We start from the raw sequence: 14,296 nt of genomic DNA on the forward strand, positions 1-14,296 counted from the left end.
TATATCAGGCAAAGCTCCAGCAATCACGCCCATCCTTCTTACTACGATAAAGAGCGGAGTCCGCATCTGAAAATATCTTTGCAGGATCCCCAGGGCCACTTGCTATACCGATACTAAGTGTTACAGAGCAATCATGCTCACGCCATTTAAGATGTCTAACATGATGCATTAACAATTCTACTTGCGTCGTAACATTATCTTTTCCCATGGGAAGTAAAGCTGCAAACTCATCACCACCAATACGATATACTCTCTCCAAGCCAAGAGTTGAAACTAAGCTATCGGCTACTCGGCATAAAACTAAGTCTCCAACCTGATGTCCCAAATTATCATTTATTGATTTGAATTTATCGAGATCAATTAAGAGTAGCGAATGTGGTAGTGATTCGTTTCTCAGGGACTCTACATCCTGCTCAAATGCTCTGCGGTTTAAAATTCCCGTGAGTGGATCTAACCTTAATTCTTGCCTGTTTTGATTATATCGGTTTTTAATTTTATCTATTTCGGATAAACTTTTACCGATGAACCATGATATATTTATAACATCATGAGGCTGCAATACACAAGAGTCCTCATCAATCCGCCTGAGTCGTTCAAGAAGAACTGTTTGTTCTTGACGAACAACACGAATTAAAGAAAAAACACCTAGCCAAACAATTAGAGCCACTATGCAAATAGGGAGTAGCACTTTGCTCAATTCTGTTTGAAGTGCCGCCACAAAGCGTTTCTGCGGAATATACATGCCTAGTTGCCATTCGACATATTCTAGTGGGTGAGTTATAGTTGCGCCATTTATTAAGCCACTGAAAGATATGTCTTTATTGTAACCGCTAATGTCTTCTGGTTTATATAATTCAGGGTTTGCTATCGACAACATTCCCCCTGTCTTTATATTTTGCAAAAACAATGAGGTATCGAGATCACCTAGAGCATGTTTTAAAGTCTGATTAATCTTGTCTAGTGGCATGTCAACAAGTAGCAGACCTAGTACCCCTCCACTTGAATCAACTATTTTCTTCCCCAAAGTTAAAACTAACTCACCACTACCAAATTCAGGATAGGGCCCAATCCATTGAGAGTCATCAGTACTACCATCTAATATTTTATGCCATGGACGTTCAGTGGCATCAAAACCGTAACCAGGTGTCCAAGCCGGATAGCTATCTATTCTATTTTCAGCAATCCCATAGAAGTAGATAAAGTGATTCTCTTCCATTTTTATGCGATGCGCGATTGGCCATAGTGAATTAATGGCTGAGGCACCTTGCTTGATCGCGTTTTCATCTAGACTATTTACCAGAATATCCAGTTCACGCTCGTTTTCACTCACTAACTTCAATAAATACGAAGCATCTAGTGTTTTTAACATTCTATCGTAGCCATCAAGGCGCACTTTAACGGTGCCTTGATAACTTGAAAATGCCATATATGCTGACAAAAATATGGTTAACGCGCCTATTAATATGGAGAATTTAACCAAAAAATAGTTTAGTTTTTTATCATATTTTTTTGTCCATTACAGCACCCACCTTCATTGTATTTAAATCTAATTGTAATTATTTCTTTAGTAATTATTCTGTAATGCCTCAGGTGTAGTGTCTTCGTAAGTAAGAAACGAGAGGTTTTTATTCTCTCGTTTCTTCAGCGCTGTGGCACATATCGTTATCGATATGATGGATTAAAAATTATAGAGCAAACCAGTGCTGAGGACAGTCGATTCGGTGTCATAGAAACCTACCTCAGAATCAGACTTGGCATAGCCTGCGGTCAACGTTGCGGAAAGGGGGGCAATCCCAAAGAGTCGATGCCAGAAGAAGGTGCCATTGATAGCAAATTCGTCCGAGTCGGCCTGCTGATTGAAGATCGGATTTGCCTCATCATATTTGGTTTGGCCCATATAGACGTTGCTGACAAACGACCACTGAGAAGCACGCTTGGCAAAGGTCAATTGCATGCCATTGCTCTCGTAACTCTGTGCGCTGCCATCGAGGTCTGCTTGGCGGTAGATAAACGCAGGTTCCAGAAGGTAACCAGGGGCGAAATGCCACTGGTAAGAAAGCTCCATGGCATGCATTTTCCCGTTACGATCCAGCTTGGCTGCTGTTGCGGCGTCGAATTGACTACCACTACGTTCCTCATCAACCTCGATGTTACGTGTGGTGAGGCTACCGTAGAAGTTACTACCCCAAATCTTGTCCCAAGCAAACCGAACACCTTTGGATTTGATATCGGTGGATTGGCGCGTTACTCCGATTGCAAAAGGATCGCTCCACTGCTCAATGGGCATTGCATTGAACACCACAGAGCCTGCCACTATCCCTTTATCACTCATCTCCTGACGAATACCCAGTTGCTGAGTAAAGTCGAAGCGAATGGCATCCTGGATCAGGTTCCCCAAAAATACCTGGGTCCGGGTGTCTGCGAAGGTGTAGCGAATGTCGGCATTGAGCAGAGGGGTGACGGTAGAGGTGCTGTCAGCGTTACCTAAGCTATCAATGTGTTCTTTACTGTCGTCGCCACTATAAAAGTTGGACTTATAATTGAGCGTGTTAACGCCCCCCAGCAAAAAGCCAGACCAGCCAGACTCTTTTGGAATGTCCCCCAAGTTAGCATATGCATTACTTGTTATTAGTAGACCCAAGCCAAGAAGTGTGGTGTTGCGCATCAAATGACTCCGTATTGAAGGTGTGAAATGAAATTATACGTTGATTAACCTTAATGGTTGCTGTCAATACAATCTCTCAATTGTGCTTAGCCCAAAGTGTTCATGTCCCAGTCCAATTAGCCGAATGGCGATCTATAACGGACCGCAGAACGTACTGCCATCGCCGTAGGGAGAACCATATTCCCTGTCTTCCAAGAGATACCGATATCGTTCATTTGTATCCTGCAGCGTTCGTAGAATTTATCATCCCGTTTTTACGAGACATAGAGAGCGATATAGAGATACCCATGGCTGCTCGGTAATCCCCCCATTTTTTGGAGCACTCAAAAGTAGAGGTCATGCGGCCTGTGCCAAGCGCTGTTTCGGCGTGTAGCCGCCCAGCGCCATATTGGGCCGCTCATGGTTATAAACCCACAGCCAGTTCGTGGCAAATTCCTGTAACTCATTCAGTGACTCAAACAGGTAATGGCCCAACCAGTCGTAACGCACAGTGCGGTTAAATCGCTCTATGTAGGCATTCTGCTGCGGGTTGCCTGGCTGGATATACCTCAGCGCAATCCTCTTCTGCTGCGCCCATTGCTTGAGCTCTTCGCTGATGTATTCCGGACCATTATCACAGCGGATTGCGGCTGGTTTGCCCCGCCACTCGATAACCTGCTCCAGCACCCGTTTGACTCGCGAGGCAGGCAAGGAAAAATCCACCTCGATGCACAGTGCTTCGCGATTGAAGTCATCGATCACATTAAACAACCGCACCGAACGACCATCGCTGAGCTGGTCATGCATAAAGTCCATCGACCAACAGTGATTCGGTTGGTCAGGGACTGCCAACGGCTCCGGCTTGGCCCGCACTAGCCGCTTCTTGGGTTTTATCCGCAGATTGAGCTCTAGCGCCCGATAGATCCGGTAGACCCGCTTGTGGTTCCAGCCAAAGCCTTTGACGTTACGCAGGTACAGGAAGCACAGTCCGAAACCCCAGTTGCGCTGGTTGGCGGTGAGGCGCAGCAGCCAGTCGGCAATTTCCTGGTTTTCATCAGCCAGCACGGGCTGATAACGGTAGCAACCCTCGCTCACCTTGAACACCTGGCAAGCCAGACGGATAGAAATGGCGTAATGAGCCACAGCCTTGGTCGCCATCTCCCTGCGGGCAGATGGCGTCACCACTTTTTTGCCATCGCCTCGGAGATGATCTCAGCCTTTAGGCGCTCCTCGGCATACATCTTCTTAAGGCGACGATTTTCCTCTTCCAGCTCTTTGAGGCGCGCCATGAGAGAGGCATCCATGCCACCGAATTTGGAGCGCCACTTGTAGAAGGTGGCGGAGCTGATGCCATGCTCACGGCAGAGCTCAGGGACGGGTGAACCAGACTCGGCCTGCTTGAGGATGGCGATGATCTGTGCATCGCTAAAGCGTGATGTTTTCATGTAGAACCTCCTGCGTTCAAGATACGAGAAAATTCTACTTATGAGCACCTCAGTTTTTCGGGGGGATTACCCCCCCGGTAGAGCCGGGAGAGATTTACGTAGTTGGGATGACTCACGGTGATGGTTACCTGATGCCCCGGTAGCCAGCGGCCAAACAGACGTGCTTTGGCTTGCCTGATGGTGGTGATGCCGGGTGCTGGCAACGTCTGACGATTGCACAGATGCAGCTTGTTAAGCTCGGGGGCATAGCGATGCACCTCGAGCCCGGTGATAAGACGGGTCATGTTCGGTGATTCCAATGATGCAAAGGGCCAGCCTGTGAGGGCTGGCCCTTTATGTTGTTTGTTGATGAGCGGGGCTGGCTTGTTGTGGTTGTTGACCGCTACCAGGTCGCGGTGGCTAGCCGTTGTAAAACAGGATGTAGTTCACACCGATCAGCTGGGCGGCAGTGATCAAGGGTTGCAGCGCTGGCGGGATCGTATCGAGATCCATGGCCAGGTTCAGGGTGAACTCATAGGCAGAGTCATCCTTCACACCGACATGTTCATGGGAGGCCATACGCTTGACCCATTGCCATTCTGGTACCAGGTCTGCGTCATCGTAGTCGCCGATGATGGAACTCATGGCGACATCCAGCATCTGCATCACCGAATGGCCTGCCAGTGGGTTAGGTGTTGCATCGGTACAAACAGGTAGGGGGTTGGTCATTGCATCGTTCCTTGTTGTCTGGGCTATCGTGCCCTCAGGGCATTGGCGAGAAGGGGCGCACGGACAGTGCGTTACATCTGATTGATAACCGACTTGCAATTGAGTCGGTCCAACAGGTGCAGCGAGCCGTATTGGGCTACCAGCCGGTCTATGGCCATCTGGGCACAGGCAGTTCTATTGGGCTTATTCTCAGGTATTGCGTAACGCGCGGTGAGCCAACCGCCGAGCAGGGCAATCCGGTAGCCACTCGGGATATGGGTGAGCGAGGTGCCGATGCCCCTCCCGTTAATAAGGAAAGGCACGGCTTGGCCGCCGATGTCGATATCCATGCGTTGGCCCTTTAGCTCAAAGGTGGTGAGCTTGCCGGTTCGCGGATGTTTGCCGGGCACCTTGATGGTGATGTTTTTCGCCATGTCACACCTCCGGTTTGGCTTCAAAATGGCGGGTCACAACGCCTGCTTCCGGGTCAATGCTGATAAACGCCGGGGTTTGCGGGTGGTACTGGTAAAGCCGCGCCAGTTCGGCACGAAATGTCTCGACGTTCGGTGCAATCACATGGCTGGTATCCCCCTCGGCGTAGGTAAAGGTTTCCAGCTTCTCTGTGTGAATCCAGATGCCGAAATACAAGGTATCTTCCTCGGTATCGTATTGCTGCCAACCTTGAGCCAGTAGCATGCGGTCGTAGTAGTAACGGTCAGCCTGATGGCTCCCCCGGTCGAGTCGGCAGCCGGTCACTGTGAGCTCGAACGGAATACGGCCTGCCTTGTGGGCTTTCTTGACTCGGCGCAGCAGCTTGAGCGCCTTGGCTCGACTGCGACTATTGCCGAGCGGGTGCGGTTGTCTGGCCCGCAATGCGAGGTGGGTCATTATCTTCGGCGCGGTATTGTGGTTGAGCTGGCCAATGGCGGCGGTTATCTGTCGGTCGGAGAGGGTGTTGTAATCACGCAAGTCATGCATGGTTGGGCGTCCTTCAAATGCAAACGGCCCCTCGGTGTGAGAGGTGGTTAAAGGTCTTGTTTGTGCTGGTGGCCGTGGCTCAGGTGTGACTACTCCAATCCGGCTTGTCATTACTACCGTGGTTGACGTAGGCCCCGACAATTACCTGTTGCCACTCACCGACCGGTTGACCCGCTGCATTACAAGCGCAGCGAAATCGGGCGAAATTAATCTCACGTGGCAGGTGCTCACGCATATCCCGTGGGCTGACAAAGAGCGAGGTTTTGTGCAGCACCGGGTTGGGGGCCACCAGCGGGCCACCAATACGCCGCCCCTCTACATCGTGGGCATAGGCAAAGCCCGGCAGCATCAACTGCTGACTGATGAGCTTGGCGAGTGCTGGATGGGCACATATGCCTTCCGCGACTGCGGCCTGGCTAAAACTGTCGGTAAATTCGATCATGGGTGTTTCTCCCTTTCTGCAGATAAACGGTAAGCCGTTGCCAGTAGCGCAAACTGTTCGACGAGGTAACTGATGCTGATGCCCAGTTCATCGCTGACCCCATCCCCTAGATGGTGATGCAGGTGAGCCATGTCATCGGCAATGCGTTGGGCTATATGGGCTGTACCGTCCGGTGGTGAAGTCGTCATGGTCAGGGTGATGGATATATTCATCACATCTCTCCCCAAGGGGCTTGCTCCCACAGTGACAGCCGGGTCAGCACGTCTTGCGCAAGCGCCTGCTGCAACTGCTGTATTACCTTGACCAACCGAGGTGCCTGCTCGGGGCTCCCACTCCATTCACTCGACTGGTACAGGGCGCAGCAGGTGAATTTGTACAGCGCCACCAGCTCGCTATCGGTGAGTGGTGCCTGGTGGTAACGGTGAGCAGGTTTAATCTGTCCCAGCTTGGTCGAGCAGTGCTGGCGTGGTTCCTTCTGCTCTTGATGGCGTCCTAACTGATAGCGATGCCAGACTGCCCGGCGGTTGGCGAGCATCATCAGCCGTGCTAACCGGTCTACCCGCCACGTCCAGGTACTGGTCGTGTCTGCTGGCGGTATCCACCAGAGAGTGCGCAGCAACTCAAGGGTGTAGTGCGGTGGCATCGGGGCATTGCAAAAGCGGTGTAGCTGTACGGCAAAGGCAAGGTAGTCCTTGCGATCGATCATGAAGGCAGGCATGGGAATAGCTCCTTGAAATGCAAAAGGCCACCTTTGGTGAGGTGGCCTTGCTGGGGGATCGGAATATCCGGATCATGGTGTTGGCGCGGATGATCCGGGTGATCGGGTGGAAACGTGATCGGCATGTATGTTATTGGGCGATCGACGGTTCGTTATTGGTGATCCTGGAGTGTGTCGGGGAGAGCCGCATCAAACAGGATGGCGTAGAGCGCACAATCAATACTATTGACGGCATCGTGGTGCGGGTAATAAGGCGGTTTGTCTCGGGAGCGCTCGAAGTAGTCGCCAAAGCAGTTGAGACACTCGCGTATCTCGATGGAGGATCCCCGTAGTAAGGTCTCTTCAAGCTGCTTGGCATAACGCCGGTCATCACGCGCCTTGGTGACGGCTTTTTCCAGTAATGCCAGCGCCTCCTCGTTGCTGACGGCTGCCAGGCCATGGCGTAGCTTCCCGAGCGTTTTCTCAAGGGCATAGGGATTGGGTAATCGCATGGTGCGTGTCCCTTCTTGGGTTGGCTAATGGCGCAGCTGATGCAGCAGCGCATCGATGGCTTCGACACAATCGCTCTGGGTGAGTTGGTAGCCGCTCGGCAGGTGAGCCACGATGGCGGGCTCTGCCTGCATCTCGAGGCTGTCAGCAAGCCAGCAGCGCAATTCGAGGAGGATATCGAAGGCGGTGAGGTATGACTTACCTGGGCTTAGAGTCATAACTGACCTCTTTCGGCCAGGGATACCACGCCCTCAGCACCGACCACCAGATGGTCGAGTAGCCGGACATCGACCAGCGCCAAGGCCTCTTTGAGGGCTTGGGTGAAGACCCGGTCAGATTGACTGGGTTCAGGGTCACCGCTGGGGTGATTGTGCACCGCGATGATGGCCCCACTGTTGAGCAGTATGGCCCGCTTGACCACTTCCCGTGGGTAGATGCTGGCGCTGTCCAAGGTGCCGCGAAACAGCTCCTCAAAGGCAATCACCCTGTGTTGGGCGTCGAGGAATAGGGCGCCGAACACTTCATGCTCCCGGTCCTGCAGAAGGGTTTGCAGCCGCTCTGCAGCCTCAGTGGTGCTGGTGATGGCAGTACCTTTTGCCAAACGCTTGCGGGCAATCTGGTTGGCGATGCGCAGCAAGTCTTGCTCGGTCACTGGCTCGGTGATGACATAGGTGCCGGGGCATTCCCCGGTTTTCAGTTTGTGGTAACGCATGGTGGAATTCTCCAAATAAACAAAACCCCGGCACGCATGAAGTATGTCGGGGTCAAAGGTAGAGATGTTGTTGGTTCACTTTGAGGGTAGTTCAGTTGCCCGTGGCTGCGGGGCCACTCTGTACCGGTATCAGTGCTCCGGGGACCAGCACAGCGAGCGGGATAGCGAGTGCAATACTCAGCCGTTCCGCCAGTTGGTAGGCCGGTCCTATGGTGTCGTAGTCAGCGACCCAGGTGGCCAGCGCCAATCCACTGGCCTCCACAGCCCGCAGATAGACGCTGTAGCCCTGCACGGGTAGGCCCGTGTCACGCACCACCTGCGTCTCGCCATCTCGATTAATTGCTTCGAGCTCAACGGCTATCGGTTGTTTGGACATCGCTAGCCTCCTCTTGGGGTAAGGGGTCACTCTCCACGCAATAACCGTGATGAATGCATGTACGCTGCAGGTCAGCCAGAAAGTTGGCCAGTACGCGGGGTTGATCGGTGAGCGGTACCGGCCCTGCCTGGCAACGCCAAAAACAACTTCGCTTGGGGTCGATGCAGATCTCATCCCTCGGCTGGCTCATGGTGTGCCAGTCCTCAGCATTAGTGAGGGAGAGCAGTTGCCACTGCACGCCAGACCAACGCACTTGCAAGGTGACTGTGCGGGCTGGTGGGTTATCCGGGGTCAGGTGCAGCAGCCAGCGTTGACCACTGCGGATGGGGGTTAGCTTGGCGCTTGTGGCGACTCGTCCCAGCCACTGGCGTGAGTAGTGGGAGAGCGCTAATTCTTGGCTCATCGTGACCTCCTAATCTCCTGCGACCGTGACGCTGAAGCATTCCAACCGGCAGTAGGCAATGAAGTTGCTTTGCCAGATGTCGAACAATTCCCGCGCTTCGGCCAGCCGCAGCGGTCCCCAGCCCAACATGGTGTGTTCCCCATCAAGGAAGTTGAAATCGAGCTCCTTGCAGAGCTCAGCATCTTGGCCCTGCCCCTGGTAGCTGAAGTCGGTGACGTAATCGAACAGCCAGCCATCTAGCCCACGGATCAGTCGGATCTCGACCGGGTGTACGCCGCCTTGCTCGGCGCTGTAGCCGGGATTGCGAAAGTTGAAGGTCAGTTGGGTTAAGCGATCGATATTGAGCTCGGTTTTAGCAATTTCCTGGTTGAGCAGAACTAGCAATGCTTGGGCTACGGGCAGGGCAAAGCCGTCCCGGAAAAAGGGAATAGTCATGATGTACTCCTTGTGGGGGTTAATCTTGTCCGAACAGCTCGCGCATTTTTCTGGCCACAAGGGCACGGATCTGTTCATCAATAAAGGCGGCAATGCTGGCGAGTGCTGCACTCAGTACCGCGATGTCATCGGTGAGCCCCATCGGCAACACGTCCGGGATCGCATCGATCGGTGATATAAAGTAGGCCAGCGCACTGTAGATCAGCAGTTTGGCCCAGAGCGGTAAGTCATCCTTCTGGCTGGTGTAGTAGAGCAGCAAGCAGGTCTCGATAAAGGGCCGACCGGCACGTTTGGCAAAGGCCCAGAGTTTGTGCCAAAAGCCTTGGTGATCGAACGGCTCGCATTCAGGGGGAATACAGGGGGGCATAGTGTGTCTCCTTCAAGAGTCGGTGAATGGAAGAAATGAAAAGAGGAGGCAAATGCCTCCTCTTGGATGGGAATGGGTGTGAACTATTGGTCCCACATCAAGCAGTCAAACTCGGGGGTATTGGTGGCGGGCAGTACAGCGGCTACCTCTTGGGTCGGCAGTGCCAGCTGCTTGCCGTCAGCCGTCAAAATGCGGATCGACTTGGCCTTGCGTAGCTTGTCCCACATGTTGAAGAAATTGTTCTCACCGACACGGGACTCGGTCTCATAGGGCGCATCGTATTGGCTGCCATCGACGATGATGGAGAAAGCCTGCCCAGCATAAGAGCCGTACTCCTTGCCCTGCACTGTGGCCGTCATGCTGACTTTGCGGGTGTCATTACAGGCGATATAGAGATGGTTCTGTTCGTTGACCACCGCCGTGTATTCACTGGTGCCCTGACCCCAGCCGCTGCTCCAGCGTCCGGCCTCGCCATAGGCCAGGGCGTTGTTGCATAGCAGGATGGCCGTCAACGTGATCCAACATTTGTTCATGGTTAACTCTCCTTATCCAACGTAGTAACCCAACACGTTTTGTAAAAAGCCACCTGCCGCGATGTAGCCCACCACGCCCCCGATGAGCTGGGGACCAACTTTCCAAAACAGCTTCTTCTTGAACATCTCCTGTGCGCCATCAGCAAACAGCATGTCTGGTTGGGTAAATCGGCGGAACAATTCCCCTCCCATCAGGCCAAGTGAGGTAAACAGAGAGCCAAAGACAAAGTGCCAGATATGGCCCCAGAACCCGAGCTGCGGGGAGCTACCGGTCCAGAGTGAATAAATGGTGACGACGAGAAAAAAGAGGGAGGCAATAACGGGATAACGAGCCATGTACTTTTCCTTATGTAACAGAGCAATAGTAACAATGGCAGTCGCCCTAACCGCTCGCGTAAAAGCGCTTTACCCGAGATGGGAGGGGATGCCACAAACGAGGATTGATGTTTGTTGTCGGTGAGTCGGTCAGCGTAGCGATCATCGATTTACGACCAATTGCAACCAACTGAGTTGATACTCGCCTTTTTGAGTCCTTATCGTCAATGGGTCCATGGTCAACCATATAGGTTGACTGGAGGAACCATGACAGACATCAACCTTGAGCTGTTAGCTAAGAGCGTCGGCAAGGCGATTAGCCACAAGCGAACTCAGGCTGGATTCACGCAAGAGCAAGTGGCGGAACACCTCAATATCGGGATGGAAGCTGTCTCTCGAATGGAGCGAGGGATTGTGGTACCGACCGTGGTGCGGCTGGCGGAGCTCGCTCAACTGTTTGGTTGTGAGCTAGCGGACTTTCTGCGCGAGACCAGCAACCGCCCAACCGAGCAGGGCATTGTGCTGAGCCAGCAACTGGCTCGGCTCGATGATGCTGACCGAACCCTGTTGCTGGAAACGGTAGAACGGTTGGTGGAGCGGTTGGCGCGTCTCCGCTGATCACCCGCCATTCACTGGGGAGAGGATGGGCTCCCTTTCCCCAATTTGTTGGTGAGTGGACTCCTTCTTGGTTGTGGCCTCTGCGGCATTCTGGTTACTTGGCTTTGCGGTGCGTTGTGTGAGGCAACCTCCACTGCCCCTACGTTTCCATTCGCCGTATCGTCGCTGTTTGCTTCGGGATAGAACTCCTCCAGCAACATCGGCACCTCTTCATCGATATCCTCAAACTGGCCGTTACGCAGCAACTCACGAGCGGCCTGCTCCATCTGGTCGATGGCGAGTCCCGCCTCTTGGTCACGCTGGGCGGCCTCGTGTGCCTGTCTGATTGCCTCGGTCAGGTTGGTCTCTTCCCGCAAGGTCAAATCCACGTAGTAGACCGGTGTGCGGTAGGACTGGGTGGTGCTTTTGGCTCGCAACCGCAGGGTGAGCGGCAAATAACGGGTGTGACCACCGCTCACGGCCTCCAGGTATTTCAGTCGAGCCGACAGAGTGCGCACCGAGTTGTAGCCGGTGGTTCGGAAGATAAAGCTGCCCAGCTCATCCCCTTGCCCCTCCACAAACAGGTTCAGTCGCCCGTAAAGCTTGCAGCCCTGTTGCCCTGCAAAGGCGCAGCGCTCGGGTCCAGGGCAGCAGACCTCCTCCATGCCTTGTGCCCCCACGCGTCTTGCCACCTCCCCATTCCCGACACACAGCGGCCTGCCGGTTTGCCGGTCAAAGGCGCTGTATTCCGCCCGCAGATTCAAGTCGCTGTCGTTGAACAGCACCCTCACTGGAATGGCGCGGATCTTGGTTTGCTCCTGCCCTTGACCACTCATTTGTGATGAGTAGTGTTGATGCAGGGGATGGAGCAACCATCCCCCTTTTTGTTGTACCTGAGTGGTGAGGGTGAAGCTGTCGTCCTTCTCCGGCACCCACTTATCTTGTTTTTGCACCAGCTTGCCGATGGAGATCCGCCCTATCACGGGCGGGGTGATCGCCAGTCCTTTGATCATGGTGTTTGCCTCAAGGGTTGAATGGTGAAACGGCGCACGCCGGGTACCGGTTTGACGTAACGGGTGAGCAGGTCGGGATGATCCTGACCGAGCTTTTCGAGATCCGGTGCTAGCCGGTCTTTACTGCGCTTCCAGGTGATCTTGCCATCGGCAAACAGCCCGGCTGTCGCTTCACCCAAGGTCGCTTGCAGCCGCTGTTTGAGTTGTGACTCTTGTTGCTCGACAGCTTCCTTTTGCTGACGCAAGCGCAGTAGCTCCCCAAACAGCTGATTGAACTCGGGAGAATCGGAGAGATCCACCGTCTGGCCATCGTCACGCGGAAACAGCCAGCTCAGGGCATTGGCGGCATCACTGGAGCCGTCAGGCTCGGGCTGCTGATCTTGTTGCACCATCTGCCAGAACAGCGCTTCCCGCTCGGTTAGATCCTGGATCTTCTCCTCATCGCGCTCGATGCGGTAAATCCGAAAATCCTGGCCGCCGATCAGCACTGCCACTTCGGCCCAGGCATGGCCGGTAACAGCCAGTTGATGGAGTACCTGACACTGGTAAGCCACCGGCACTCCTTCCTCCCACTGGGGGGCGCTGTGATAGCTGGCGGTCTTGATCTCCAGAATGCCCGGCCCATCGGGATGGCCGACTACCTCCCGGTCGAGGTTGGCGAGCATGAACGGTTGTTCGGGGTGTTGCAGTACCGCATTGACCCGGCGCACCTTGTAGCCTGTGCGTTTGGCATAGACCTGTGCCAACACGGGCTCTAGCTCAATGCCCCACAACACCGCTTCCTTATGGGAGATATCCTCCGGCTCCTTGCGACCGGTCTTCTCCAGCCACAGGCTGAGCGGGCATTTGTAGGGGGAGAGCCCGACAGCCACGGCAGCATCGGAGGAGCCGATCCCTAGTTTGCGGATAGCGAGCCACTGCTCGCGGGTTAATTGGGTAGTGGAGGCCAGCCGCAGGGCTTGGCCGTATTTGGCTTTTGCTTTCATGACGACTCCTTGTTGACGGCATAAATGGCGACGCCCGGATTGGCTTGCGCCAGTCCGGGTGAGGTCGTTATGCGGTTTGAATGGGGAAGCGGAATTACTGCAGCAGAGTGAGTGCCTGATTCAGGGCTTGGGATTTGAGTTGGGCGCCCTGACCGAACCAAGCGGAGTCGAGCCGGTGATCCTGGCTGCGGGCACGGCGGTGGTGATCCACGTATTCGGTGACCGCATTAACCAACCCCCAGGCGGTATTACGGGAACTGGCAAGCTCTGAGCCCATACCTGCGCCCATATACAGCTCGTGTAGTTTTTGGGCGGGACGGCTGAGAATAATATTCTCATCATCGCCAGCCGGATCATTGAGTAGTTCACCGAAGAAATTAAGGGCTTCCACGGGTGATACCGGACGATTGCTCAACGATGTCATCTCTTGTTGGAAACGATCCCAATTTGCCATACCAAGGCCCAATGCCTCTTTGACGGCAGCTGCATTAAATTGAGTGGAATGGGGAACCTTGATCGCACCATTATTATCCCGTAATGCCATTTGCAAGGTGTTATTACAGACAACTCGTAACGAGGTAAATTGTGCTGTGGTGCACAGCGTACCATCACAACTGGTGGCGAGCAGCAGGTAGGATTTCACCCTGTCTCCACCATTCAGCGTCATATCTTGACCCGTTTTAGCCAGTGCCCATAATTTGCGGCCGCCCTTGAGCGAGCCCGCTGTTTCCAACTCAAAGCCGCCCACCTCTACCAGATCTTGATAAAAATGCAGCACCTCATGAGGCTGGACCACATTATATCTCCGTGAAACAACCGACAGAGGTTCCAGATTATCAGAGCGGTACAAAACCTTGCTGCCTGAATAAGGACGAATATGGAGTGCATCGGAGGCGACGTTAAACATCACGTCACTCTGCTCGATAGTCCAATTCATCCCAGCTGCCTGTAGCCAGATATCGAGGGACTGTTGCGGGGGCAAAAGATTGCCAAGGCCATGCCAGGGGGTTTGGCCGGTGTAGGCCATGGTGTCAATTAAGTGAGCCATATTTTCATCCTATATTGTATCGATTCAATAATGGAATATAGGTGTGAGAAATTTTGGAATTGATAACACAGGAGGGGCGCATGAATGACAAAAAGTCAATACATTTGA

Annotated in this window: 23 protein-coding genes; 1 reads left to right on the forward strand and 22 read right to left on the reverse strand. The window is 53.5% G+C overall.

Annotated features, from left to right (window positions below; genetic code table 11):
- Positions 1–4 precede the first annotated feature (4 nt).
- The 19 genes from I6L37_RS12010 to I6L37_RS12100 form a co-directional block, all read right to left on the reverse strand.
- Complete coding sequence (locus I6L37_RS12010) at positions 5–1,426, reverse strand: sensor domain-containing diguanylate cyclase (RefSeq protein WP_216991932.1); 1,422 nt, start codon at positions 1,424–1,426, stop codon at positions 5–7.
- Positions 1,427–1,678: 252 nt separating this feature from the next.
- Complete coding sequence (locus I6L37_RS12015) at positions 1,679–2,665, reverse strand: DUF2860 family protein (RefSeq protein ID WP_216991933.1); 987 nt, start codon at positions 2,663–2,665, stop codon at positions 1,679–1,681.
- Between the two features lie 336 nt (positions 2,666–3,001).
- A protein-coding gene (locus tag I6L37_RS12020; RefSeq protein WP_088821966.1) for an IS3-like element ISAs22 family transposase occupies positions 3,002–4,089 on the reverse strand; the annotation gives its coding sequence in 2 pieces (ribosomal slippage) (positions 3,002–3,837 and positions 3,837–4,089; 1,089 coding nt in all).
- Positions 4,090–4,127: 38 nt separating this feature from the next.
- Positions 4,128–4,373: a hypothetical protein gene (locus I6L37_RS12025; RefSeq protein ID WP_254203484.1), complete on the reverse strand. Its 246-nt coding sequence runs from the start codon at positions 4,371–4,373 to the stop codon at positions 4,128–4,130.
- 115 nt (positions 4,374–4,488) lie between these two features.
- The gene (locus I6L37_RS12030; protein WP_216991934.1) at positions 4,489–4,797 is read right to left on the reverse strand and encodes a hypothetical protein; all 309 of its coding nucleotides are present in this window, start codon (positions 4,795–4,797) and stop codon (positions 4,489–4,491) included.
- Positions 4,798–4,868: 71 nt separating this feature from the next.
- Positions 4,869–5,210 carry a hypothetical protein gene (locus I6L37_RS12035; RefSeq protein ID WP_216991935.1) on the reverse strand — a complete coding sequence of 114 codons (342 nt, stop codon included), beginning with the start codon at positions 5,208–5,210 and terminating at the stop codon, positions 4,869–4,871.
- A gap of 1 nt (position 5,211) precedes the next feature.
- Entirely contained in the window at positions 5,212–5,754 is a 543-nt protein-coding gene (locus I6L37_RS12040) for a hypothetical protein (RefSeq protein ID WP_216991936.1), read from the reverse strand.
- A 79-nt stretch (positions 5,755–5,833) separates the two neighbouring features.
- Entirely contained in the window at positions 5,834–6,196 is a 363-nt protein-coding gene (locus I6L37_RS12045) for a hypothetical protein (RefSeq protein ID WP_216991937.1), read from the reverse strand.
- Complete coding sequence (locus tag I6L37_RS12050; protein WP_216991938.1) at positions 6,193–6,408, reverse strand: hypothetical protein; 216 nt, start codon at positions 6,406–6,408, stop codon at positions 6,193–6,195. The genes I6L37_RS12045 and I6L37_RS12050 overlap by 4 nt, the downstream gene beginning before the upstream one ends.
- A complete protein-coding gene (locus tag I6L37_RS12055; RefSeq protein WP_216991939.1) occupies positions 6,408–6,914 on the reverse strand; it encodes a hypothetical protein in 507 nt (168 codons plus the stop codon). The genes I6L37_RS12050 and I6L37_RS12055 overlap by 1 nt, the downstream gene beginning before the upstream one ends.
- A gap of 152 nt (positions 6,915–7,066) precedes the next feature.
- On the reverse strand, positions 7,067–7,405 hold the full coding sequence (locus tag I6L37_RS12060) for a hypothetical protein (RefSeq protein WP_216991940.1): 339 nt from the start codon (positions 7,403–7,405) through the stop codon (positions 7,067–7,069).
- 24 nt (positions 7,406–7,429) lie between these two features.
- On the reverse strand, positions 7,430–7,621 hold the full coding sequence (locus I6L37_RS12065) for a hypothetical protein (RefSeq protein WP_216991941.1): 192 nt from the start codon (positions 7,619–7,621) through the stop codon (positions 7,430–7,432).
- A complete protein-coding gene (radC, locus tag I6L37_RS12070; protein WP_216991942.1) occupies positions 7,618–8,115 on the reverse strand; it encodes a DNA repair protein RadC in 498 nt (165 codons plus the stop codon). The genes I6L37_RS12065 and radC overlap by 4 nt, the downstream gene beginning before the upstream one ends.
- A 91-nt stretch (positions 8,116–8,206) precedes the next feature.
- The gene (locus tag I6L37_RS12075; protein ID WP_216991943.1) at positions 8,207–8,491 is read right to left on the reverse strand and encodes a hypothetical protein; all 285 of its coding nucleotides are present in this window, start codon (positions 8,489–8,491) and stop codon (positions 8,207–8,209) included.
- Entirely contained in the window at positions 8,466–8,894 is a 429-nt protein-coding gene (locus tag I6L37_RS12080; protein ID WP_216991944.1) for a hypothetical protein, read from the reverse strand. Before I6L37_RS12080 ends, I6L37_RS12075 begins: the two co-directional genes overlap by 26 nt.
- Positions 8,895–8,903: 9 nt before the next feature.
- A complete protein-coding gene (locus I6L37_RS12085; RefSeq protein ID WP_068982272.1) occupies positions 8,904–9,329 on the reverse strand; it encodes a DUF2787 domain-containing protein in 426 nt (141 codons plus the stop codon).
- A gap of 19 nt (positions 9,330–9,348) precedes the next feature.
- Complete coding sequence (locus tag I6L37_RS12090; protein ID WP_216991945.1) at positions 9,349–9,696, reverse strand: YkvA family protein; 348 nt, start codon at positions 9,694–9,696, stop codon at positions 9,349–9,351.
- Positions 9,697–9,779: 83 nt separating this feature from the next.
- Positions 9,780–10,229, reverse strand: a complete 450-nt coding sequence (locus I6L37_RS12095; protein ID WP_216991946.1) for a hypothetical protein — start codon at positions 10,227–10,229, stop codon at positions 9,780–9,782.
- A gap of 12 nt (positions 10,230–10,241) precedes the next feature.
- A complete protein-coding gene (locus I6L37_RS12100) occupies positions 10,242–10,565 on the reverse strand; it encodes a hypothetical protein (RefSeq protein ID WP_123173866.1) in 324 nt (107 codons plus the stop codon).
- A 246-nt stretch (positions 10,566–10,811) separates the two neighbouring features.
- On the opposite strand from I6L37_RS12100, the gene I6L37_RS12105 reads away from it, so the two are divergent.
- Positions 10,812–11,162 (forward strand): helix-turn-helix domain-containing protein, encoded by a 351-nt coding sequence (locus I6L37_RS12105; RefSeq protein WP_076362329.1) that lies wholly within the window; start codon positions 10,812–10,814, stop codon positions 11,160–11,162.
- Positions 11,163–11,173: 11 nt separating this feature from the next.
- Here the strand turns inward: I6L37_RS12105 and I6L37_RS12110 are convergent, their stop codons facing one another.
- The 3 genes from I6L37_RS12110 to I6L37_RS12120 form a co-directional block, all read right to left on the reverse strand.
- Positions 11,174–12,154, reverse strand: coding sequence for a hypothetical protein (locus tag I6L37_RS12110; protein WP_216991947.1), 981 nt, complete (start codon positions 12,152–12,154; stop codon positions 11,174–11,176).
- Positions 12,151–13,140 (reverse strand): YqaJ viral recombinase family protein, encoded by a 990-nt coding sequence (locus I6L37_RS12115; RefSeq protein WP_216991948.1) that lies wholly within the window; start codon positions 13,138–13,140, stop codon positions 12,151–12,153. The genes I6L37_RS12110 and I6L37_RS12115 overlap by 4 nt, the downstream gene beginning before the upstream one ends.
- A gap of 94 nt (positions 13,141–13,234) precedes the next feature.
- Positions 13,235–14,188 carry a DUF932 domain-containing protein gene (locus I6L37_RS12120; RefSeq protein ID WP_216991949.1) on the reverse strand — a complete coding sequence of 318 codons (954 nt, stop codon included), beginning with the start codon at positions 14,186–14,188 and terminating at the stop codon, positions 13,235–13,237.
- Positions 14,189–14,296: the final 108 nt, after the last annotated feature.

This window comes from Aeromonas sp. FDAARGOS 1407, assembly GCF_019048725.1.
Classification (GTDB): domain Bacteria; phylum Pseudomonadota; class Gammaproteobacteria; order Enterobacterales; family Aeromonadaceae; genus Aeromonas; species Aeromonas enteropelogenes.